Source organism: Streptomyces sp. NPDC049837 (genome assembly GCF_040674455.1).
In the GTDB taxonomy this organism is placed as follows: Bacteria; Actinomycetota; Actinomycetes; order Streptomycetales; family Streptomycetaceae; genus Streptomyces.
The window spans coordinates 593250-615474 of record NZ_JBFAMP010000002.1 but is presented as its reverse complement, the minus strand read 5'-3'; the positions used below and the strand labels follow the sequence as shown (position 1 = coordinate 615474).

Here is a 22225-nt window from a genome sequence, read left to right as displayed (position 1 = left end):
CCATGGCATCCGTTTCGGCGGAGCAGCCGGTCACGGTCCCCATGCTGACCGCGAGGTGGCTCAGCCAGTCGTTCGTGCACTGGGCCTATCCCCCGGAGGAGGTCGAGGCGCTCCTGCCGGACGGTCTGGAGGCGGACCTCTTTCAGGGCAGGGCCTGGGTCGGGCTCACGCCGTTCGTCATGGACTCCCTGAAGGCGTTCGGAGCCGTTCCCCTGCCGGGCCCGCGCTTCCTGGAGACCAACTTGCGCACCTACGTGCGCCTGCCGAGCGGCCGGGACGGCCTGTGGTTCCTGTCCATCGAGGTGGGCAGTCCCCTGATGCTCGCGGCGCGGGTGATCGGCGCGCCGTATCACCTGGGGGACCTTCAGGCGGTGACGGAGGGCGCCGTGGTCCGGTACAAGGGGCTGCGCCGCGGCGTCGGGCCGTCACCGTCGTACCGGCTGACGGTCCGTGTCGGCGATCCCGTGGCGGAGGCGACGGAGCAGGACGTCTGGCTGACCTCGCGGTGGCGGTCCGTCACGCGGCAGGCGGGGGTGCTGTGGGAGACGCCGGTCGAGCACGAGCCCTGGCCGCTGGCGCGGGCGGCGGTCCTCGACCTCCACGAGACCCTGACCGCGCACGCCGGCCTCACTCCCCCGGCCGGCGAGCCGGTGGCGCACTTCTCACGGGGCGTCGGGCCCGTACGGCTGGGGGTGACCCGGCCGGTCAGTCCTTCGTGACCTTGTCCGTCAGGCGCGTGTACGCGAGTTGCAGCGCGTCCGCCCCGGCCACCGTCGCCATGGTGGCCACCGCCGTCCGGGTCGCGCGCGGCCACAGCACCCGGCTCGCGGTGAGCGTCGTGCCCACCCAGACGCTCATGCAGAAGGGGCAGGTCACGAGCTCCCCGACCGTCTTCCTGTCCCCGCCCCTGGGCCTCTCGCTCAGTTCGGCGGGCCCCTGGTGACCGTCGTAGGTGGTGAACGGCGCCCGCAGCGGGCTGGTGACCGTGCTCTTCGTGAGCAGCCGGCTCAGGCGGAACGTCGCCACCGCCGTGAGCGCCACGTCCCAGGGTTCCGCCCGGTCCGGCAGCGCGGCTCCGCTACGCCGGACGGCTGCCGCCCATGCCGACACATAGGCGCCGTAGCCGGCCAGGACCGCGAGGTATCCGGCCAGCGGGCGGCCGCGGGCTCCGGCGTAGGCGCGGCGGGTGCGTCCCAACAGGTCCGTCATGGGTGCCGACTGCCCTTCGGCGGCGCGGGCAAACGAGGGCCGGTGCTTTCCGGCCACCGGATGTAAAAGTGGGATAAACATCACCAACCGGGGTAATCGCGACTCAGATGCAGATTCGGGCGACCCGGAAGGCCGTCCCGATGCGAAGGAAGCCCGATCATGAACGGTCTGCGTAGTACGCCTGTGGCCCCCCGGACCCCCGTTCAGCAGGCAGCGCTGCTCGTAGGTGCCGTCTTCCTGCTGGTGGGCGTCCTGGGCTTCATCCCCGGGATCACCACCGACTACGGCGCGATGGAGTTCGCCGAGCACGACTCCGAGGCGAAGCTGTTCGGCGTGTTCCAGGTGTCCATCCTGCACAACCTCGTGCACCTGCTGTTCGGCCTGGCCGGCCTGTCGATGGCACGCGCCGCCTCCACCGCCCGGACCTTCCTGCTCGTCGGTGGCCTGATCTACCTGGCGCTGTGGCTGTACGGGCTGTTCATCGACCACGACAGCGCCGCCAACTTCGTACCGGTCAACACGGCCGACAACTGGCTGCACCTCGCCCTGGGCGCCGGCATGGTCGCCCTGGGGCTCCTGCTGGGCGGCCGGCGCCTGATCCGATGACGTCCCGGCGTCCCGTGGACGTCCCGTGTCGCCGATGGCGTGAAGCAGCTCGCTTCACGCCATCGGGACGGTATTCAAGAGCGTTCACAGTGGTCAACGGTTGGTGTGGTCAACGGTTGGTGACGTGCTTGAGCGCGTCCCTGGTGCGGTCGAGCATGGACGCGAACGGCCCGACCACCCACTGGGCGGTGGGGGAACCCGCCGTGCGCGGGTGGGGGTGCGTGGGGGCGAGCTTCTCGACGAGCTGGAGCTGACCGCCCAGCCGCTTGCGCTGCGCCTCGGGGCACTCCCGGAGCACGGAGGGGAACTCTTCCTTCTCCTCGTGTTCCGCGTGCTCGATGACGTCCTTCTCGAACCGGCTGAGGAGGTCGTCGAACTCGGAGCTGGAGACGTCCATCCGCTCCAGTTCGGCGAGGACCTGGTTCGCCGCCTTCTCCTCCCGGTTGCGGGCATCGGCCTCCGCCTCGCCGGCGGTGCCGGTGGCGACAGGACGCAGGATCATCTCCTCCGCGGTCTCGTGCACCGCCAGCAGTGCCCTCAGCGCGTCGAAGGCCTCCTGCCTGGGCCGGCCGCCCTCGGCGCTCTTCACCTCCGAGAAGAGGTCCCGGATGAGCGCGTGCTGGCGGAGCAGGACTCCGATGACGTCGTCGTCGGGAAGCTTCGCGGCTTCCGCTCGTTCTTGCTTGGCGCTGCTCACGGCTTTTCCCTCCGTCTGGTTCCGGAACGACGAGACGCTACGAGTCCCACGAAGACGACCGGGTATGCCCAGGCCCCCCGCCGGCGTCTCAGATCCGGCCATGGGCCTTCTGGGCGCGCCGCGACAGGGAGTCGATGACCACGGCGACGAGCAGCACCCCGCCCGTGATCATGAACTGGACGGCGGCCTGGATGCCCAGCAGGGCGACGCCCGAGGCGATCGACTGGATGACCAGGACGCCGAGCAGCGCGGACCAGACGCTGCCGCGCCCGCCGAACAGGCTGGTCCCGCCGATGACCGCCGCGGCGATGGCGTTCATCAGCAGGTTGCCGCCGCCCGAGGCCTGGCTGGCCGAGGTGACCCGGGAGGCCAGGAAGAGCCCGCCGGCCGCGGCCATCGTGCCCGACACCATGAACACCGAGATCCGCACCCACGGCACCGCGAGCCCGGCGCGCCGGGCGGCCTCGACGCCGCCGCCGATCGCGAAGATCATGCGCCCGTAGGTGGTGCGGCGCAGGACGTGGTCCAGGCCGACGAGGACGACGATGAAGATCAGCAGCGCGAGCGGCAGCCCCTGGAACCGGTTGAGCACGAACGCGGCCGCGAAGACGACCACGGCCAGGGCTCCGGTGCGTACGGCGATCCGGCTCAGGGTCCGGGACGGCACTCCGGCGGCGACGCGCCGCCGGGCGTCCCGGAAGGAGACGAGGAAGTAGCCGGCGGTGCCGAGCGCCGCCACGCCGTACGCGACGGCCACGTCGTGGAAGTAGAAGCCGGTGAGCATGGCGACCAGGCCCTCGTCGTCGAGGTTGATGGTGCCGCTCGACCCGAGGATGTACAGCATCAGGCCGTTCCAGCCCAGCAGCCCGGCCAGGGTCACCACGAACGCGGGCACCCCGGCCTTGGCGAAGAAGAATCCGTGGACGGCTCCGATCGCCGCGCCCATGACCACGGCGATCAGCACGGCCGCGCCCTCCGCCATGCCGTGATGGACGTTCAGGACGGCGAAGGCGGCCGCCGCGAGGCCGCTCACGGACCCGACCGACAGGTCGATCTCGCCCACGAGCAGCACGAAGACGACACCGACGGCGATCAGCCCGGTGCCGACGATGTCCACGCTCAGGTTGGACAGGTTGCGCGGCGAGAGGAACTTCTCGTCGAGGATCACGAAGATGAGCCAGATCGACGCCAGGCTGAGCAGGACGGGGAGGGAGCCGAGTTCACCGCTGCGGAGGCTGTCCTTGAAGGCTTCCGCCCGGCGTGCCTTCGTCCCGGCGGTGCCGCTCCTGCCGGCGGTGACGCCTTTGCCGGCGGTGGCGCTCTTGCCGGTCCTGCCTTTGGGGCCGCTCATCAGTCCGCCTCCCACTCGCGGGACGCCCGCCGGGTGACGGCGTTGTCCGTGGCCCCGGTGATGGAGGAGATGATCTGCTCGTGGGAGGTCGTCGTCACATCGAAGAAGCCGTTGTTCCGGCCGAGGCGGAGGACGGCGATCCAGTCCGCGACGGCCTTGACGTCCCCCATGTTGTGGCTGATGAGCAGGACGCCGAGCCCTCGTTCGCGAAGCCGGTCGACGAGGTCGAGGACCTGGGCGGTCTGTTCGATGCCCAGCGCGGCGGTGGGCTCGTCGAGCAGGACGAGCCGTGGCTCGCCCAGCAGCGAGCGGGAGATCGCGACGGTCTGCCGTTGCCCGCCGGACAGGGAGGCGACCGGGACACGCACGCTGGGCATCCGGATGGAGAAGGTGTCGAGCAGGCCGAGGGTGCGCCGTTCCATCTCCACCTCGTCCAGTACGCCGACCCGGTGGATCTCCCGGCCGAGGAAGAGGTTGCCGACGACATCGAGGTTGTCGCACAGGGCCAGGTCCTGATACACCGTCGCGATGCCCAGGGCCTGGGCGTCGTGCGGCCGGGCGATGTGGACGGGCCGGCCGCGCCACTCGATCACTCCGTGGTCGGCGGGGTCCACGCCCGCGATGATCTTGACGAGGGTGGATTTGCCGGCGCCGTTGTCCCCCACCAGCGCGACGACCTCACCGGCGCGGATCTCCAGGTCGATGTCCGCGAGCGCCTGCACCGCGCCGAACCGTTTGGAGATTCCCTTCAGCGCCAGCAGGGGTGGTGCGGACATGTGAGCCTCCTATGGAGTCAGTCCCGCCCGCCGGCAGTCGGCCGCGAACTTCGGGGTGCAGATCTGATCAATTGTGTACATACCGTCCTTGATTACGGTCTCCTTGATGTTGCCGACGGTCACGGAGATGGGCGTGAGCAGTACGGAGGGGATGTCCCGGGTGGTGGGGCTGTCCACCGTGCCCGTCGCGATGCCGTCCGGCCGCTCTCCCCGTACCAGCGCGACGGCCATCTCCGCGGCGGCGTACGCCTCCAGCTTGAAGGGCTTGTAGACGCTCATGTACTGCTCCCCCGCGACGATCCGCTGGATGCCGGCGAGCTCCGCGTCCTGCCCGGTCACCGGGGGCAGCGGCCGGATCTTGGCGGACTTCAGCGCGGAGATGATGCCGGCGGCCAGGCCGTCGTTGGCGGAGTACACGCCGTCGATGCTGTCGGCGCCGAGGGCGGCGATGGCCCCGGACATGTTGATGTGGGCGTTCACCGGCCGCCATTCGGCGGTGTCGTACGCCTTCCCGATCCTGACCTTGCCTTCCAGGGCGGACAGCGCGCCCTTCTTGAACCAGGCCGAATTGGGGTCCGTGGCGGCGCCGTTCATCATCACGATCTGGCCGCCGCGCGCCTTGTCGCCGAGGGCCCGGAGCAGCGCCTGACCCTGGAGCCGCCCCACCCGCTCGCCGTCGAAGGAGACGTACGCGGAGATCGGGCCCTCCACGAGCCGGTCGTAGGCGACGATCTCGATGCCCGCCTCCCTGGCCCGCTCGACCGAGGAGCGCAGCGACCTGGAGTCGACGGCGTCCAGGATCATCGCCCGGACGCCCTTGGTGATCATCGCGTCGACCTGCTGCTGCTGGGTCGCCACATCGTGCTGCGCGCTGGCGAACTCCACGTCGCACTCGGGACACAGCTCGGCGATCCGCTTCTCGATCAGCGGCCGGTCGAACGCGTCGAAGCGATTGGTGTTGTCCGGCAGCAGCAGGCCGATCCCCCTGCCGTCGCGGGCGACCTGGGTGCCGGGCTCGCGCACCTCGGCGGCCTTGCCGCAGGCCGCGAGGCCGGAGGTGAGGGCCAGCGCGGCCGCCACCAGGACGGCGGGCCCGGCCCGGCGGCGGCGCGGGTACGTCCGGGTCACCTCGATCGCCTCCCTCCGTGGGCGCGGCGCGGAGCCGGGTGCCCGGGGCCGGCACCGGCGCCGTCGCCGTCCCCCGTCCCGTCGCCGGTCCCCTCGCGCGGCGACAGGGCGACCTCGCACCACACCTGCTTGCCGCCGCTGAGCGGCACGGACCCCCAGGACGTGGACACCGCCTCGACCAGCAGGAGCCCCCGGCCACCGGTCGCCTCCCAGTCCACGCTGGCGGCCTTGACGGGGGCGCGGGGCGAGGCGTCGTTCACGGCGATGCGCAGCCGGTCGGCCGCCAGGGTCAGATCGAGCCGCACCTCCCCCTGGGTGTGCGCGATGGCGTTCGTGACCAGCTCGGACACCGCCAGCAGGGCCATGTCGACCTCCTCCGCCACGCCCCAGCCGCGCAGCGTGCGCGCGGTGAAGCGGCGGGCGTGCATGACGGCGTCGGGCAGCCGCCACACCGCCCACCGGGCGCGGATGGGGCGGACCCGCATCCCGTCGTAGCGCATCAGGAGCACCGCCACGTCGTCGTCGCGCCGGCGGGTGCCCGCGACGAGCTCGTCGGCGACCCGCCCCGGGTCGGCCGGGTCGGCGCCCGCGAGCGTCTCGCACACGGCGCGCATCCCGTCCTCCAGGGGCAGGCTCGACGATTCCACCAGGCCGTCCGTGAGCAGGGCGATGAGGGTTCCGGGCGCGAGGCCGACCTCGGTCAGCGGGAACTCGGCGTCGGCCATGACGCCCAGCGGGGGGCCGCCCTCGACCTGCGTCGCCTCGGTGGTGCCCTCGGGCAGCCGCAGCAGCGGTGGCAGGTGCCCGGCCCGGACGATCCAGGCGAGGCCCTCCTCCATGTCGAGGTCGACGTAGCAGCAGGTGGCGAACAGGTCGGTCTCCATGCCGACGAGCAGCCGGTTGGCGTGCGCCACGACGACGTCGGGCGGGTGGCCCTCCACCGCGTAGGCCCGGATCGCCGTGCGCATCTGTCCCATGATCGTGGCGGCTCCGGCGCTGTGGCCCTGTACGTCGCCGATGACCAGGGCCACGTGCCCGTCGGAGAGGGGGATGACGTCGTACCAGTCGCCGCCCACCTCAAGGCCGACCGTCGCGGGCAGGTACCGGGCGACGGCCACCCCGCCCGGCAGTGCCGGGAGCTTGCGGGGCAGCAGGCTGCGCTGGAGCATCGTGGCGAGTTCGTGCCCGGCGTTCAGGGCGTGGGCGCGCATCAGGGCCTGGCCGACCAGACCGGCGGTCGCGGTCAGCAGGGAGCGCTCCTCCGGTCCGAAGCGGTGTTCGCCGTCCCATCCGACGAGGCAGACGCCGACCATCCGGCCGTCCGCCGGGAGCGGCAGGATGGCGAGGCCGCCCGGGCCGATGCCGGCGAGGCCGGCTTCGAGCGGGGTGCCCGGCGGCCACAGGGCCACATGGCCCTCCCGCAGCGCGCTCTCCAGGGTGGGCAGGCTGTGGCAGGACGCGTCCGGCCACTCCGAGCGCCACTCCGAGCGCCACACGCCGGGCCAGGCGTCGGGCTGCGGCGGGTCCAGGAGGGTGACGACGAGCCGGTCGCCCTCCAGCTCGGCGACCGCGACGCGGGTGGCGTTCAGCGGGGCGCGCAGGGACTCGACGACCACCCTGCTGACGTCCCGGATCGTCGTGGCGCCGGCCAGCGCGGCGGACAGCCGCTGCACCAGGGACACCTCGTCGGGGGTGGGGCGCAGATAGGAGGCGTCGCCCACCACGCCGAGGACCCGCTCGGGCCGGCCGTCGTCGGCGGCCAGGACGCGGCAGCGCAGGCCCAGCCAGCGCAGTTCGCCGCCCGGCCTGCGAATCCGGAACGCCAGTTGCTGGTGGGTGTCCGACCGGTCCGGCTCGACGACCGACATCAGTGCCGGGACGTCGTCCGGGACGGCGCACTCCAGCAGGGTGGACACATGCCCGTCGAACCCTTCGGCCGGGACCCCCAGCAGGTGCAGCACCTGCGCGTCCACGTCCATGCGCCCGGTCCGCAGCGTCAGGACGAAGGTGCCGCCGCGCAGCGGCAGCAGCGTGGGGCCCGTGGACGCGCCGACTTCCACGGGCGCGGTGACGCGGGCCGCGGCCGCCTCCAGCCCGGCCGCCGTCTGGTCGGCGTACAGCTCCAGGAACGCACGCTGGTCGGCGTCGAAGCCGTCGCCGTCCTTGCGCACGACGACGAGGCACCCCAGTAGTTGCGGGGCCACTCCGAGCGGCAGCGCGCCCAGCGACACCCGGCCGCCCGTCCCGGAGGCGCCGAGCTCCTCCGACGTCACCCACCGGGGGTGTCCGGCGCGGCAGGCGTCGGCCACCGCCGAGGAGCCGGACAGGGCGTAGGCGGGGGGCATCTCGTAGGGCCCGTGGGAGTCACCGACCACCTCGGCCAGCCGGAGTTCGCCGCCGCCCTCGGCCGGTACGTAGACAGCGGCCAGCTCCACCCCGAAGGTCGCGAAGATCTGCCCGGTCAACGCGTGCACCGCCTCCGTACGCGGGTGGTCACCCGCGTGCGCCGCTGTCCATCGCTCTTACCCCATGCTGCTCCTTCCCGGGCTCGCGGAGCCACTCAGGGCTTCAGTCCGCCGCCGGGAAGGCGTCGGCGCGTACGTGCGGCATGGGGCTGCTGCCGACCCGGTAGGGGTCGTCGGGCGGGCGGGGCGCCGGGGTGATGCGTACGGTCAGCGGGCCCGCCCACTCGTACCCCTTCTCCTCGCCGTGGCGGGCGAGGACGTCCGTCAGCGCCTGGCCCACGTCACCGCCGCCGTGGCGCAGCAGCTCCTGGTGGACCCGGGTGTCCAGTTCCACCTCGTACGCGTTGGGGACGACCACTCTGCTCTCGCTGCACACCACGGCGTGGTCGTCGCACTCGCGGCGCAGCGCGTCGAGCAGCTCGACCGGTTCGTGGTGGAGGGCCTTGGAGACGAGGGCGCTCTGCCAGCGCTCCAGGGCTCGTTCCCACCGTGTCAGGGTTCCCCTCGCCATCCGCCGGCGCTCCCTTCCCCGTCACCGTCGCCCGCGCAGCCGGGCGAGCAGCCCGCGGGCCCGGGTACGGTTGCGCGGGTCGGCGGCGGCGCGGCGCGCCGAGGCGATGGCCCGCTGTCCCTGCGGGCTGCGGGTGAAGCGCTTGATGCGTGCCATCAGTCCGGACATGGCACCCTCCTTGAGTCCGTTGTGTACCGGCCTTGTGATACCGCCCTTCTACCCGGTGAAGTCCGGCGGATGTGTCGCCGACGACAGCAGGCGCTTCATGGACGCGGCGGCGCGTACGGCGGCGTCGGCGCAGCAGTTGTTGAACAGCACGTGCAGGTGTGCGACGCGGCCGGCCAGGGCGCGCAGGCGGGGCCGCCACTCCCGCAGCTCGTCCTCGGCGTAGGTGTGGCGGAAGCGGTCCTCCTTGGTGCCGCTGCCCCACTGGGGGCTGCGCCCGTGGAAGCGGACGACCGCGAGGCGGGGGGAGGCGACCGGGGTGACCGGGGGTATCGAGGCGTGCAGGCCCTGTGGCGTGTCCACGGCCACGGCGGCGGTGTCCAGCTCCCCCAGCAGGGCGGTGGTGCGGTCCCGGTGGTCGTCCCGCCACCAGCCGGGGTGCCGGAACTCCACGGCCACGGGCCAGTCGGCGGTGCGTCGCCGGGTGTGCCGGAGGGCGGTCTCGGACCGCGCGCCGGGGGCGAACCAGGGCGGGAACTGGAACAGCAGGGTGCCGAGGCGGCCGGCTTCCCGCAGCGGGCGCAGAGCTTCGCTGAAACGCTGCCAGACCTCGTCCAGGAGCCCGGGGTCGCCGGTGGCGTGGGCCCGGCCCCGGCCGCGCAGGTCGGCGGGCAGGGCGGTCTCACGGGTGGGGTGGCCGGTGAGGAGGGAGAACGCCTTGACGTCGAAGCGGAAGCCCGGTGGGGTGCGTTCGGCCCACAGGAGGCTGTTGCGGGCGCTGGGCAGTGCGTAGTAGGTGGCGTCGACCTCCACCACGGAGAAGTGTTCGGCGTAGTGCCGCAGCCGTCCCTCCGGGTCCCGCCGCCCCGGCGGATACCACCCGCTCGCCACAAGTGCCTTGTCCGTCCAGGAACATGTACCGATCAGGATCTCACCCATGCCGCCCGCCTACCCCGGCGCGGACGGCGGTCACGACGCACAGCGAGGAACCAGATGACCGACGCCTCGGCCCCCTTCGCCCCCGCCACGCCCTCCTTCATGCTCCACCCGGGCGCGCCCGGCTCCCCCGTGATCCTCCACGTCCCGCACTCCGCGCGCGCCATACCGGCGGACGTCCGGGCCGGCATCGTGCTGGACGACCGTGCGCTGGAGGCGGAGCTGGACCACATCACCGACGCGTACACGGCGGAGATCGCCGCGGCGGCGGCGAGGGCCGCGCGCCTCACGCCCTGGCGGTTCGTCAATCGGCTCTCCCGCCTGGTGGTCGACCCGGAGCGGTTCCCGGACGAGCGCGAGGAGATGCTGGCGGTCGGCATGGGCGCGGTCTACACGCGGACCACGCACCGCGAGGAGCTGCGTCCGGCCGGCACCGACGCAGAGCCGCTGATCGGGCGTTACTTCCGCCCGTACGCGGAGGCCATGACGAGCGCCGTGGCGGACCGGCTCGAAGCGGCCGGGCGTGCCGTGATCGTCGACGTCCACTCGTACCCGGCGAAGGCGCTGCCGTACGAGCTGCACGGCGACGGGCCGCGCCCGCCGATCTGCCTGGGCACCGACTCCTTCCACACGTCGGCCCCGCTGCTGGACGCGGCGCGGCGGGCGTTCGCGGGGTTCGGCGGTACGGGGCTGGACAGCCCGTTCGCGGGAACGTACGTGCCGCTGCGGTACTACGGGAAGGACCCGAGGGTCGGCGCGCTGATGGTCGAGATCCGGCGCGACCTGTACCTCGACGAGCGGGGAGAACCCCTCGGCCGGGGCGTGGAGGCGCTGTCGGGCGCGCTGGCCGGTCTGGTGGCAGAGATCTCCGGCTGAGCGCCTGTCATTGACGTTTCTGACGGACCGTCCACGTTCCGGTCGGGACCGAGGACCCGACGCACGCCTGCTTCCACCGCTCCGAGCCGCGGGTGATCTTCGGGAACACCGACTCGGGCGCCGTCAACCCGGCCCGGGACGACTCAGCACACGGTCCGGTAGGGGATGTCCGGAAGGTACGTCCGCCATTCGGCGGGCGAGAGGGTCCCCCCGGCGCGGCGGCAGACCGTCGTGACCGCCCGCGCCGAGTCGATGTCGTACGTCTGGACGGGGACGCGCGCACCCGCCGCGTACAGGGTGCCGCCGTCCTCGCTGAACGCGAGCGAGAGGATGGCGTCCCCCGCGCCGGGCAGGGTGGTGCCCAACGGCTGCTGGGAGGCGACGTCCCACAGGCGCACGGTGCCGTACGACCCCGCCGCGGCCAGGATCGAGCCGTCGGGCGAGAAGGCCACGGCGGTGGTGTCCTCGGCCGCGCCGGGCATGCCCTTGGACAGGCCGCCGGAGAGCAGCCCCAGTGAGGTGCGAAGCCGCCCGTCCCACAGGGTGATGCCGGCCGCCGAGTCGACCACGACGGCGCGGTCACCGGCGGGGCTGAAGACCGTGAGGCACGCGCAGTTCTCCAGCGCGGTGCGCTCGCTGCCCTTTCCCGTCGTACGGACGAGGTCGCCCGTGTCGGTCAGGACGGTGCTGCCGTCGGGCAGGACGGCGGACAGTGCTCCGCCCTCTCCGTACATCCCCTCATCCTTCTTCTGGCGCAGGACCCGTAGCTTCTTGCCGTTGCCGGCGTCCCGGACGGTGATCTCGTTTCCCGAGTCGGCCGTGGTCAGCAGCGTCCTTCCGTCCGGGCTGAGCAGGACCCCGGTGAACGCCATCTCCTCGGACGCGGGGGTGACGTCCGCAAGCCGCCGGTTGCGGACGGTGTCCCACACGGTGATCCGGGTGGGCTGGTCCAGTACCTCGGCCGAATCGCGGCCGAAGGCGAGACGGCGCCCATCGGCGCTCAGCGACATCAGTACGCGGGAATCCGCGTCGTCACCGCCCGCCGGCGCGACCGGGACGGTGGCCCGGTGCCGGCCCGTACGACCGTCGAGAAGGGCCAGGCGGCCGGCGCGGGAAACAGCGACGACACTGCCGTCGGCGCTGTGGACCGCCTGGGTGGCCGCGCCGTCCCGCCAGGTGGAGGCGAGGGCCCGGCTCACGTCGAGGCTTCGCACGGTCTGTCTGCCCTCGGCGCTCTCCGTCGTGTAGCGCAGCACGCGCGCGTGCATGTCGATGCGTACGTCCTGGGGCCGGTCCTCCGCCACGGGATGCCGGAAGACCGGGCCGTGGGGGCGGTCCAGGCGCCACAGGAGGATGTCGGCGGAACCGACCCCGGCCACGAACCTGCCGTCGGGGCTGAAGACGAAGCTCTCGGGGGCGACTTGCTCCAGCCTGGGGAGGTCCTTGCCGGAGGAGACGTCGACGCGCCGCAGACCGTACCGGTCCTGGATCGCCAGCGCCCGCCCGTCCGGGGTGAACCACGGAGCCCCCTCCGTCTCGCAGGACGGCCGGCCGGTCCAGGCGGCGTCCGCCCGGCGGTCGGTGCGCAGGTCCCACAGTTGCAGACCGTCAGGTGCGCACAGGGCCATGAGCCGGCCGTCCGGGGAGACGTCGTTCATGGTCCCGTTGTCGGCCCACGGGAACGTCCGGACGAATTGCCGCGCGCCGCTGCGTACGTCCCACACCTCCACGCGGTCGTCCACGTCGAAGATCAGGGAACGCCCGCTGGAACTGAACCCATAGGCGTACGTGGCCGACTCGACGCCGATGGGCCCCGAGCCGGGGTCGGGGTCGAGCTTCATGGGTTCGCGCGGCCCGATGGGCGGGCCGTGGTAGCGCCCGGCCCGGATGTCCCACAGCCGCAGCCGCGCGCCCGTATCGCTCATGACGGTCAGGAACCGTCCGTCGGGGGAGAACTGGTGGCCCATCGTGGACGCCTCGTCCGACGGTGTCCGGTGGGTGGCCGCCCGGCGGGTGGCAAGGTCCCACAGGGTGACCTTGTTCCCGCTCCCGCCCATCAGCGTCCGGCCGTCGGAGCTGAGCGCCCACATCTCCGCCGAGCTCCCCGGCGGGGTGAACGGGGGCTGCTCGGGCTGCGCCAGCGCGCCAAGCAGGGCCGAGCGGGTCTCCGGTGTGCGGCTCAGTTGCCAGGCGGCCACGCTGAGGCGCAGCGCGGTGCGCGGGTCGGAGGGGCGCAGTCCGTCGGCGGCCGTCGCGGCCCGGCGTGCCGCGGCCGCGACGCGCTCGTGCTCGCCGGCCCGGCTCTGCTGCCACGCGACCGTACCGCCGATCAGGGCGAGGACCAGGAGCAGGACGGCGGAGCCGACCAGGCCGCGGTGGCGGCGGCGTTCCCGGGTGCGCGTGGTGCGGCCCGCTTCGAGGAACTCCCGCTCCAGCGGTGTCAGGTCCCCGCCGCGGGCGGTGGTGCCGAAGTGCTCCTCGGCCTCGGCCAGCCGCACTCCGCGGTACAGCGCTCCGCCGTCCCGGCCGAGGTCCCGCCAGGCGACGGCGGCCTGGGTCAGGCGGCGCAGGACGCGCAGCCGGTTGCGGTCGTCCTCGATCCAGGCGGTGAGCCGCGGCCATCCGGTGATCAGTGCCTCGTGGGCGAGGTGGACGGTGTCGCCGTCCAGGGTGATCAGCCGGGCGCGGGCGAGGCGGTCGAGTACCGCGTCGACCTCCGCGGCGCGTTCGGGGCCGCCCGTCTCCAGTTCGGCGCGGTCCACCGGGCGGCGGGTGTCGGCGGTTCCGTCGCCGGGGGCTATCAGCCGCAGCAGGACGCGCCGGGTGAGGGTGGCCTGCTCCTCGTCGAGCCCGGCGTACAGTTCCTCGGCCGTCTGGGCGATGGCGCCCCGTACGCCGCCGGCGGCCTCGTACGCCCGGAGGGTGAGCGTTCTGCCCGAGCGTCTGCGCCAGGTTTCCAGCAGGGCGTGCGAGAGCAGCGGCAGGCCGCCCGGCTCTCCGGCGACCTCCTCCACGAGCTGCGCGGTCAGTGCGCGCTCCACGATCAGGCCCCGTGCGGCGGCGGGCTTGACGATCGCCTCCCGCAGTTCCTCGGGGCGCATCGGGCCGACGGGTACGCCGGCGTCGCGCAACATGTCCACCAGGCCGGGGTGTTCGAGGCACCGCCCGAAGAAGTCCGCGCGTATCCCGAGGACCACGCGCAGCCGGCTGCCGGGCTCCCGGGCGGCCAGGAGCGCGGCGATGAACTCCGCGCGTTCGGCGGGGTCGGGGCAGAGGGTGAAGACCTCCTCGAACTGGTCCACCAGTACGTGGGTGTCACCCGGGCCTGGGGCCGGCTCCAGTTGCGCCGCGTGCGTGCGCAGGGGGTGTTCGCCGGGGGTCAGGATGCGGATCGCCGCCGGTCGCCATTCCGGCTCCGTCGCCTGCCGCAGCCGGGGTATCAGGCCGGCCCGCAGCAGTGAGGACTTCCCGCTGCCCGACGGCCCGATCACCGCCGTGCAGCGGTGCGTGCGGGTCAGCTCCAGCAGGCCGTCCACCAGCGGGGCGCGTCCGAAGAACACCTCGGCGTCGCCCGGTTCGAACCGCGCCAGTCCCCGGTACGGCGGATCCCCGCCCTCCGCGTCCTCCTGCGGGACCGCGGCGATCTCCTCCGCGACGGCGTGCCACCGCTTCTCCCACTCCGCCGCGTCCCCGCCGCACGCCGCCACGTAGGCGAGGGTCACCGCGAGCGTCGGCAGCCTCTCCCCCGACGCCGCCTGCGACAGCGCGGGCGCGGAGTACGACGACTGCCGCGCCATCGCCCGGTAGGTGGGGCCGCCCGCCCCGGCACGCAGCGCGCGTAACTCCACCGCGAACCGCTCGACCGGTCCCGCGCCGGGATCGAGCGGATTCTCACGACGACCCATCTCCAGCCCCCCCATGGCCTTGTTGGTGCAGCACCTTGCGGTCGTCGCCACGCTAGGACGCCGCCTCGCGGCGGCCAAGGCGGCGCGCGCCGGGGTGGCGGATTGATTACCAGCGCGAACAGGGCCTGCTTATCAACGCGCCGGCCGGTGGACTCGGTGTCGAGCGGCCCCCGCCGGGGTGCCGCACCGACGCTCCGCACACAGCGGACGAGAGAGAGGAATGGCTCATGACCGAGCCCGTAGAGGTGGCCACCGAGCCCGCGGAGGACGTGCCGTACCCGGTCGGCGGGGCGGGGATCTTCGACGTCGACCCGGACCAGACCGGCGTCAGCCAGAACCCCGACGACGAGGTGACCGGAGACATCGAGGCCCTTCCGGAAGACGTGGAGATCTGACATGGGGAACGTTCAGGGCATGCTGCGCGCCGCCCGCAAGCTGCTGGGCACCAGGGAGAACCCGCCCGGCTCCAACCGCAACCACATCACGCGCTGGTACGGGTTCACCGGCCCGTGGTGCGACATGGCGGTCAGCTACGCGGCCGCCCACTCCGACAACCTGCCCGCCGTCATGGGCAAGTTCGCGCTGACCACCGCCCACGCCAAGGCCTTCCAGAAGAAGGGCCGCTTCCACTACGGCATCGGCGGCATCCGGCCCGGCGACATCGTGTTCTTCGACTGGTCCGGCTCGCGCTCCATCAGCCGGATCGACCACGTCGGCATCGTCGAGGCGGTCCACAAGAACCGCACCATCACCACCCTGGAGGGCAACACGTCCAACGCCTTCCTCCGCCGGCGCCGCAACTCCGCCTGCATCGTGGGGTACGGCCGGCCCGCCTACAAGGGCGGCAGCGCCCCGATGCCGGGCAACGACGGCATCCTGCGCCGGGGTTCGAAGGGTCAGGCGGTCAAGACGCTCCAGAAGAACCTGAACACGGTGCAGAAGGCGAAGCTTGCCGTGGACGGTGACTTCGGACCGGCCACGGAGAAGGCGCTGAAGGCCTTCCAGGCCAAGCACAAGCTGCCCGTCGACGGGGCGTACGGGCCGAGCACGGCGGCGATGATGAAGGCGGTCCTCGCCGGGCGCAACAAGCCGATCCGGCCCATGGCCGTGGTGGCCAAGAGCGGCGTCCTGGAGGTCGACGGCCAGTTCGGGCCGGCCACCTGCGCCGCGCTCCAGCGGGCGCTGAACGACAAGGCCAAGGCGGGGCTGGAGGTGGACGGCGCCTTCGGGCCGCTGACCATCACGGCCCTCCAGCGTTACGTGAAGGCCAAGGCGGACGGCATCGTCGGTCCGGAGACCATCACCGCCCTCCAGCGTCACCTCGGTTCCGCGCTGAGCGGCACCTGGGACGCCGACACCACCCGCCTGCTCCAGAAGGCCCTGAACGCGGGCTCCTTCTGACGCGAGCAGCACCGACCGGGAGACCGGGGGGCCGGGCGTCACACGAGGGGACGCCCGGCCCCGCTGTCCCGGCCACCCCACGCGAGAGTCCAGGGAGGACGGCAGATGGACGCAGCGGCGGCCCAGGCCGCAGCCGCCTACAAGGTGGCCATCACCGAGCAGAAGAAGGGCCAGGTCCTCGTCTTCGACCGGACGGCCCAGTTCACCGACGCCAATGTGCGGTGGAGCTTCAGCACGGGCAACGCGCCCGGCTGGGACCACCCGTTCGAGGTCCGCTTCAGGCTGACCCAGCGGTACGGGGCCATCGCCCTGATGACGTTCGGCAAACCGGGCGAGGGCCGGGCCGGCATCGTCAACATGACGGGCAAGACCCACCTGACCCGCGCCGACCTGATGTGGTCGGCCCGCATCACCAGCTACCCGCACAGCATCGAGCGCGTGCCCCACGCCGGCACGGTCGTCGTGGCCGGCTCACGGGACCGGCTGCACGTCTTCGGCCCCTCCAGCAGCGACCCGGCCACGCTCAAGGAGGTGCAGACGCTCACATTCACCAAGGCCCACGGGGTGCTGTGGGACGAGCAGAACGAGCTGCTGTGGGTCACCGGCGGCACGCTGATCCGCACGTACCGCGTCAAGGGCACGCTGCGCGCCGCGCGGCTGGAGAAGCACGGCCCCGACATCACCATCGCCGGGAACGGCCACGACATCCAGCCCGACTACGCCCGGCCGGGCACCCTGCTGGTCACCGACAGCCACCGTGTGTACTCGGTCGACAAAGCGACCCGGGCCGCCACCGTCATCGCCAGGATGCCGTATGTGAAGTCCTACGTCCGGCACGCCGGCGGCCAGGCGATGTGGACGGCCGACCCCGACATCGAGGACTCGGTCTGGGGCGGTTCGACCGTCCACTTCTCCGCCGGGGGCAACCGCACCCGGCAGGGCGCCCAGATCTACAAGGCGCGGATCTACACCACCCGGTTCCAGTGAGCCGACCGCGGTGCGGCACGGTGTGCTCCCGGCCGCCCGGCCGCCGGAGCACACCGACTGCGCCCCGGCCGGCGCGCGGGTAGCCTCGGGCGTGTCCGACACTCCTGCCGGGAGGCACCGTTGAGAATGCTCATCAACGTACCCGAGACCGTCGTCGCCGACGCGCTGCGCGGGATCGCGGCCGCGCATCCCGAACTCACCGTGGACGTGGAGAACCGGGTCGTCGTACGGCGCGACGCGCCGGTCGCCGGGAAGGTGGCCCTGGTGTCGGGGGGCGGGTCCGGGCACGAGCCGCTGCACGCCGGGTTCGTCGGGCCGGGGATGCTGGCGGCCGCCTGTCCCGGCGAGGTGTTCACCTCCCCCGTGCCGGACCAGATGGTGCGGGCGGCGGCGGCCGTGGACAGCGGGCAGGGCGTGCTGTTCGTCGTCAAGAACTACACCGGCGACGTCCTGAACTTCGAGATGGCGGCCGAGCTCGCCGAGGACGAGGGCGTGCAGGTCGCCAAGGTCCTGGTGGACGACGACGTGGCCGTGTCGGACAGTACGTACACGGCGGGGCGGCGCGGGACCGGAGCGACGCTGTTCGTGGAGAAGATCGCGGGCGCGGCCGCCGAGGAGGGTGCCCCGCTGGAGCGGGTGGAGGCGATCGCCCGCCGGGTGAACGCGAGTTCGCGCAGTTTCGGCGTGGCGCTGAGCGCCTGCTCCACGCCCGCGAAGGGCAGCCCGACGTTCGACCTGCCACCCGGTGAGCTGGAGTTGGGCATCGGGATCCACGGCGAGCCGGGCCGGGAGCGGCGGCCCATGATGACCGCGCGGGAGATCGCCGACTTCGCGGTGGACGCCGTGCTGGAGGACCTGAGGCCGAGCGGCCCGGTGATGGTGCTCGTCAACGGCATGGGGGCGACGCCGTTGCTGGAGCTGTACGGGTTCAACGCCGAGGTCCAGCGGGTGCTGGGCGAGCGGGGCGTGGCCGTGGCCCGTACGCTGGTCGGCAACTACGTGACCTCGCTCGACATGGCCGGCTGCTCGGTGACCCTGTGCCAGGCGGACGAGGAAATGCTGCGGCTGTGGGACGCGCCGGTGCGGACGGCCGCACTGCGGTGGGGAATGTGAGGCCCGTGATGCTCGACGCGGAGTTCTTCCGGCGCTGGATGACGACCGCGGCCGCCGCCGTGGACCGGGAGGCCGGCCGGCTCACCGAGCTGGACTCGGCGATCGGTGACGCCGACCACGGGGCCAATCTGCAACGCGGTTTCGCCGCGGTGGTCAAGGCCCTGGAGGACGAGCCGCCCGGCACGCCGGGGGCCGTGCTCACGCTCGCGGGGCGGCAGCTCATCTCGACGGTCGGCGGCGCGTCGGGTCCCTTGTACGGGACGCTGCTGCGGCGCACCGGCAAGGCGCTGGGCGACGCCGCCGAGGTGGCGCCGGTGCAGCTCGCCGAGGCGCTGCGCGCGGGTGTGGCGGCGGTGGCGCAGCTCGGCGGGGCGGCGGCCGGGGACAAGACGATGCTGGACGCGCTGGAGCCGGCCGTCGAGTCGCTGGCCGAGTCGCTCGGCGAGTCGTTCGCGGCGGCGGCCGAGGCCGCGAACCAGGGCGCCCTCGCGACCGTACCGATGCTCGCCCGCAAGGGCAGGGCCAGCTATCTCGGTGAGCGCAGCGTAGGTCACCAGGACCCGGGCGCCACGTCCTCGGCCCTGCTGATCGCCGCCCTCGCCGAGGCGGAGGGCACGCGGTGAGCGCGCGGGTGGGCATCGTGCTCGTCTCGCACAGCGCGGCGGTCGCGTCGTCCGTCGCCGAGCTGGCCCGTGGCCTCGCGGGCGGCGGCGGGACGGTGCCGGTGGCGGCGGCGGGCGGCACTCCGGACGGGGGGCTCGGCACCAGCGCGGAGCTGATCACCCAGGCGGCGACGGAGGTCGACGGCGGGGCGGGCGTGGCCGTCCTGGTGGACCTGGGCAGCGCGGTCCTGACGGTGAAGGCCCTGCTCGCGGAGGGCGACGAGCTGCCCGACGGTACGCGGCTGGTGGACGCTCCTTTCGTGGAGGGCGCGGTGGCGGCGGTGGTCACCGCGTCGGCGGGCGGTGACCTGGACGCGGTGGTGACGGCCGCGTCGGAGGCGTACGGCTACCGCAAGGAGTGACGGCGTCCGGTGGGTGCAGCCGGTGCCCGCACCGGTGTGCGGGTTGTGATGTACCTGGTCAAAGCACTACTGTCGCAGGGCCTTGGTGTACGGGAAACCGGTGCGGTACCGGTGCGGCCCTCGCCACTGTGATCGGGAAGTCCGGCTCCACTCCCTGGGAATCCACCCCGGGAAGCCACTGGAACACCGCGGGAGACCGCGGGGTCCGGGAAGGCGGAGTCGCGGCGGCATGCCCCCATGCCATCCCGTCAGCCAGGAGACCGGCCAGGGCGCGTTGTCCATCCACGAGGTGCTGGAGAGGGTCTCCCACATCATGCATATCGCCGAGGGGTATCTGCCCCCTGCGCACGCGGTCGCCTGGACCGTCGCCGCCGCTCCCTTCGTCGCCCATGGCGTCCGGGCCCTGACCCGGGAGGTCAAGGCCAATCCCGAATCGACTCTCCTGCTCGGCGCGTCCGGTGCCTTCACCTTTGTCCTGTCCGCCCTGAAGATCCCTTCGGTGACGGGCAGTTGCTCGCACCCGACCGGTACGGGACTGGGCGCGATCCTGTTCCGGCCGCCGATCATGGCGGTGCTGGGCACCATCACGCTGCTCTTCCAGGCGCTGCTGCTGGCGCACGGCGGCCTGACGACCCTGGGCGCCAACGCCTTCTCGATGGCGATCGTCGGGCCGTGGGCGGGCTTCGGCACCTACTGGCTGCTGCGCCGCTTCGACGTGCCGCTGATGGTGAGCGTCTTCTTCGGCGCGTTCGTCGCCGACCTGTCCACGTACTGCGTCACCAGCGTGCAGCTCGCGCTGGCGTTCCCGGACCCGGGCAGCGGTGTCGCCGGTGCGCTGGCGAAGTTCGGCGGGATCTTCGCCGTCACGCAGATTCCGCTGGCCGTCAGCGAGGGCCTGCTCACCGTGCTGGTGATGCGGCTGCTGATGCAGTCCAGCAAGGGCGATCTGGCCCGCCTCGGTGTCCTGCCGGTGAAGAAGGAGGCCGTGGTCCGATGAGCCGTAACGCCAGGATCAACACACTGCTGCTGCTCGTCGTGGTGGCGCTCGCCGTCCTCCCGCTCGCGCTGGGCATGGGCGACCACAAGGAGGAGCCGTTCACGGGCGCCGACGCCCAGGCCGAGACGGCCATCACCGAGCTGAAGCCGGATTACGAGCCGTGGTTCAGCCCGCTGTACGAACCGCCGTCGGGTGAGGTGGAGTCCGCGCTGTTCGCGCTCCAGGCCGCCATCGGGGCGGGCGTGCTGGCGTACTACTTCGGTCTGCGGCGCGGTCGCCGGCAGGGCGAGGCGCAGGCGCGCGCGGGCGCCGGCACGGCCGATGCCGGTGCCTCGGACGCCAAGGCCGCGGACGTGGCGGTGGCAACCGAGGGCGCCTCGCTCGCTGACGCGGGCGGCGCCGACGCCCCGGGCGCCGGCGACCGGCAGCCCTCCGCGTAGCCGCCGGTGCTGCCGATCGACGCGGCGGCGCACAGCAGTCGCTGGCGCCGCCGTCACCCGTGCGAGAAGGCCGTGCTCGGCTTCGGCCTGACGGTGCTGGCGATCTGTCTGCCGCCGTGGCCGGGTGCCGTCCTGGTGGCGGCCGCCACCCTGGCGGTGCTGCTCGGCCCGGCCGGGGTCGCGCCCCGGCAGTTGTGGCGGGCGTGGCGCATCCCGCTCGGCTTCTGCGTGACGGGCGCGGTGCCGCTGCTGTTCCAGGTGGGCGGGGCGGGCGGGCTGGTCTCGCCGGCACCGGACGGGCCGGTGCACGCGGGACAGTTGCTGCTGCGCACGTCGGCGGCCTCGCTGGGCGTGCTGCTGTTCGCGTTCACCACGCCGGTGTCCGACGTGCTGCCCCGGCTGGTGCGGGCCGGGGTGCCGGCCGCGGTGGTGGACGTGGCGCTGGTGATGTACCGGATCAGTTTCCTGCTGCTGGACGCGGTGCGGCGGGTCCGGGAGGCGCAGACGGCGCGGCTCGGGCTGACCAGCCGGGCGGCCGCCTGGCGTTCACTCGCGGGCCTGGGCGCGACGGCGTTCGTGCGCGCCTTCGACCGGGCGGCGCGGCTCCAGACGGGGCTGGCCGGGCGCGGTTACGACGGCACGCTGCGGGTGCTGGTGCCGCGGGCGGTCGTTTCCGGGCGGTTCCTGGGCGCGAGCGGGGCGCTGCTGGCGGGTCTCGTCGCCCTCACCTACGTACTCGAAAGGCTGCTGCCGTGACTCCTTCCGCCGTCGTGGAGCTCGTCGGTGCGGGGTACGCCTACGAGGACGGCCCCGCCGTCCTCCGGGGCGTCGACTTCGCCGTGCCCGAGGGACGGTCCATCGCGCTGCTCGGCCGCAACGGCAGCGGCAAGACGACGATGCTGCGGCTGCTGAGCGGTGGCCTGCGGTGCGCGAGCGGGCGGCTGCGCCTGGAGGGGCGGGACGTGTCGTACGACAGGGCGGGGCTGACCCGCCTCCGTACGACGGTGCAGCTCGTCGTGCAGGACCCGGACGACCAGCTCTTCGCGGCGTCCGTGGGCCAGGACGTGTCGTTCGGCCCGATGAACCTGGGTCTTTCGGAGCCGGAGGTGCGCGAGCGGGTGCGCGAGGCCCTGGAGGCGCTGGACATCACGGCGCTGGAGGACCGCCCGACGCACCTGCTGTCGTACGGGCAGCGCAAGCGGGCCGCCATCGCGGGCGCGGTCGCCATGCGGCCCCGGGTCCTCGTGCTCGACGAGCCGACGGCCGGCCTCGACCCGCACGGCCAGGAACGGCTGCTGACCGTCCTGGACCGGCTGGGCGCCTCCGGCACGACGGTCGTCATGGCCACGCACGACGTGGACCTGGCGCTGCGCTGGGCCGACGACGCGGCCGTCCTCACCCCCGACGGCCTGCGCACCGGGCCGGTCGCCGAACTCCTGGCCGACCAGGCACTCCTGGACGCGGCCCGCCTGCGCCGTCCCTGGGGCATGGCGGTGGCGCGGGTGTTGCGGGAGCGGGGCCTGCTGGGCGCGGAGGAGGCGGGCCCGCGCACCCCGGAGGAGCTGGAGGACTGGGCGGCGGCGGTACGGGGGGCGTAGGGACGCCCCGAGGGCCGCCAGTAGAGTCCGTTCGGCGGAA

General features: G+C 73.1%; 23 protein-coding genes and 1 riboswitch. Of the genes, 13 read left to right on the top strand and 10 right to left on the bottom strand.

Going from position 1 to position 22225, the window contains the following annotated elements; genetic code table 11:
* Positions 1-2 precede the first annotated feature (2 nt).
* Entirely contained in the window at positions 3-719 is a 717-nt protein-coding gene (locus tag AB0J57_RS07295) for a DUF2071 domain-containing protein (protein WP_366127021.1), read from the top strand.
* Here the strand turns inward: AB0J57_RS07295 and AB0J57_RS07290 are convergent.
* Positions 706-1209: a DUF1360 domain-containing protein gene (locus AB0J57_RS07290; RefSeq protein WP_366127020.1), complete on the bottom strand. Its 504-nt coding sequence runs from the start codon at positions 1207-1209 to the stop codon at positions 706-708. The two genes, AB0J57_RS07295 and AB0J57_RS07290, sit on opposite strands and share 14 nt — an antisense overlap.
* A gap of 159 nt (positions 1210-1368) precedes the next feature.
* Between AB0J57_RS07290 and AB0J57_RS07285 the strand changes: the two genes are divergently transcribed.
* Positions 1369-1815 (top strand): DUF4383 domain-containing protein, encoded by a 447-nt coding sequence (locus AB0J57_RS07285; RefSeq protein WP_366127019.1) that lies wholly within the window; start codon positions 1369-1371, stop codon positions 1813-1815.
* A gap of 109 nt (positions 1816-1924) precedes the next feature.
* Here the strand turns inward: AB0J57_RS07285 and AB0J57_RS07280 are convergent, their stop codons facing one another.
* The 8 genes from AB0J57_RS07280 to AB0J57_RS07245 all read right to left on the bottom strand — a co-directional run bounded on the left by AB0J57_RS07280 (position 1925) and on the right by AB0J57_RS07245 (position 9847).
* Complete coding sequence (locus AB0J57_RS07280) at positions 1925-2512, bottom strand: hemerythrin domain-containing protein (RefSeq protein ID WP_366127018.1); 588 nt, start codon at positions 2510-2512, stop codon at positions 1925-1927.
* 88 nt (positions 2513-2600) lie between these two features.
* Complete coding sequence (locus tag AB0J57_RS07275; RefSeq protein ID WP_366127017.1) at positions 2601-3863, bottom strand: sugar ABC transporter permease; 1263 nt, start codon at positions 3861-3863, stop codon at positions 2601-2603.
* Complete coding sequence (locus tag AB0J57_RS07270; protein ID WP_366127016.1) at positions 3863-4639, bottom strand: ATP-binding cassette domain-containing protein; 777 nt, start codon at positions 4637-4639, stop codon at positions 3863-3865. Before AB0J57_RS07270 ends, AB0J57_RS07275 begins: the two co-directional genes overlap by 1 nt.
* Before the next feature lie 9 nt (positions 4640-4648).
* Complete coding sequence (locus AB0J57_RS07265) at positions 4649-5767, bottom strand: substrate-binding domain-containing protein (protein WP_366127015.1); 1119 nt, start codon at positions 5765-5767, stop codon at positions 4649-4651.
* Positions 5764-8241 carry a SpoIIE family protein phosphatase gene (locus tag AB0J57_RS07260; protein ID WP_366127014.1) on the bottom strand — a complete coding sequence of 826 codons (2478 nt, stop codon included), beginning with the start codon at positions 8239-8241 and terminating at the stop codon, positions 5764-5766. Before AB0J57_RS07260 ends, AB0J57_RS07265 begins: the two co-directional genes overlap by 4 nt.
* A gap of 94 nt (positions 8242-8335) precedes the next feature.
* Positions 8336-8743: a DUF3662 domain-containing protein gene (locus AB0J57_RS07255; RefSeq protein WP_366127013.1), complete on the bottom strand. Its 408-nt coding sequence runs from the start codon at positions 8741-8743 to the stop codon at positions 8336-8338.
* 21 nt (positions 8744-8764) lie between these two features.
* On the bottom strand, positions 8765-8911 hold the full coding sequence (locus AB0J57_RS07250; protein ID WP_366127012.1) for a hypothetical protein: 147 nt from the start codon (positions 8909-8911) through the stop codon (positions 8765-8767).
* Positions 8912-8959: 48 nt separating this feature from the next.
* Complete coding sequence (locus AB0J57_RS07245) at positions 8960-9847, bottom strand: DUF72 domain-containing protein (protein ID WP_366127011.1); 888 nt, start codon at positions 9845-9847, stop codon at positions 8960-8962.
* Positions 9848-9901: 54 nt separating this feature from the next.
* On the opposite strand from AB0J57_RS07245, the gene AB0J57_RS07240 reads away from it, so the two are divergent.
* Positions 9902-10720, top strand: a complete 819-nt coding sequence (locus tag AB0J57_RS07240; RefSeq protein WP_366127010.1) for an N-formylglutamate amidohydrolase — start codon at positions 9902-9904, stop codon at positions 10718-10720.
* Positions 10721-10863: 143 nt separating this feature from the next.
* Here AB0J57_RS07240 and AB0J57_RS07235 read toward each other — a convergent pair whose 3' ends face one another.
* Positions 10864-14625 (bottom strand): hypothetical protein, encoded by a 3762-nt coding sequence (locus tag AB0J57_RS07235; protein ID WP_366127009.1) that lies wholly within the window; start codon positions 14623-14625, stop codon positions 10864-10866.
* 227 nt (positions 14626-14852) lie between these two features.
* On the opposite strand from AB0J57_RS07235, the gene AB0J57_RS07230 reads away from it, so the two are divergent.
* From AB0J57_RS07230 to AB0J57_RS07185, 10 genes are all read left to right on the top strand, one after another.
* Positions 14853-15020: a hypothetical protein gene (locus tag AB0J57_RS07230; protein ID WP_366127008.1), complete on the top strand. Its 168-nt coding sequence runs from the start codon at positions 14853-14855 to the stop codon at positions 15018-15020.
* Position 15021: 1 nt separating this feature from the next.
* The gene (locus AB0J57_RS07225) at positions 15022-16026 is read left to right on the top strand and encodes a peptidoglycan-binding protein (RefSeq protein ID WP_366127007.1); all 1005 of its coding nucleotides are present in this window, start codon (positions 15022-15024) and stop codon (positions 16024-16026) included.
* A gap of 105 nt (positions 16027-16131) precedes the next feature.
* Positions 16132-17013 carry a DUF6528 family protein gene (locus AB0J57_RS07220; protein WP_366127006.1) on the top strand — a complete coding sequence of 294 codons (882 nt, stop codon included), beginning with the start codon at positions 16132-16134 and terminating at the stop codon, positions 17011-17013.
* A 120-nt stretch (positions 17014-17133) separates the two neighbouring features.
* Positions 17134-18126, top strand: coding sequence for a dihydroxyacetone kinase subunit DhaK (gene dhaK, locus AB0J57_RS07215; RefSeq protein WP_366127005.1), 993 nt, complete (start codon positions 17134-17136; stop codon positions 18124-18126).
* Positions 18127-18134: 8 nt separating this feature from the next.
* On the top strand, positions 18135-18749 hold the full coding sequence (gene dhaL, locus AB0J57_RS07210; RefSeq protein ID WP_366127173.1) for a dihydroxyacetone kinase subunit DhaL: 615 nt from the start codon (positions 18135-18137) through the stop codon (positions 18747-18749).
* Positions 18746-19150 carry a dihydroxyacetone kinase phosphoryl donor subunit DhaM gene (gene dhaM / locus AB0J57_RS07205; protein ID WP_366127004.1) on the top strand — a complete coding sequence of 135 codons (405 nt, stop codon included), beginning with the start codon at positions 18746-18748 and terminating at the stop codon, positions 19148-19150. Before dhaL ends, dhaM begins: the two co-directional genes overlap by 4 nt.
* Positions 19151-19188: 38 nt before the next feature.
* Positions 19189-19434: riboswitch (cobalamin riboswitch) on the top strand.
* A gap of 29 nt (positions 19435-19463) precedes the next feature.
* Entirely contained in the window at positions 19464-20147 is a 684-nt protein-coding gene (locus tag AB0J57_RS07200; protein WP_366127003.1) for an energy-coupling factor ABC transporter permease, read from the top strand.
* A complete protein-coding gene (locus AB0J57_RS07195; RefSeq protein WP_366127002.1) occupies positions 20144-20587 on the top strand; it encodes an energy-coupling factor ABC transporter substrate-binding protein in 444 nt (147 codons plus the stop codon). Before AB0J57_RS07200 ends, AB0J57_RS07195 begins: the two co-directional genes overlap by 4 nt.
* A gap of 6 nt (positions 20588-20593) precedes the next feature.
* Positions 20594-21343 (top strand): cobalt ECF transporter T component CbiQ, encoded by a 750-nt coding sequence (cbiQ, locus tag AB0J57_RS07190; RefSeq protein ID WP_366127001.1) that lies wholly within the window; start codon positions 20594-20596, stop codon positions 21341-21343.
* Positions 21340-22185: an ATP-binding cassette domain-containing protein gene (locus AB0J57_RS07185; RefSeq protein WP_366127000.1), complete on the top strand. Its 846-nt coding sequence runs from the start codon at positions 21340-21342 to the stop codon at positions 22183-22185. The genes cbiQ and AB0J57_RS07185 overlap by 4 nt, the downstream gene beginning before the upstream one ends.
* Positions 22186-22225 lie beyond the last annotated feature (40 nt).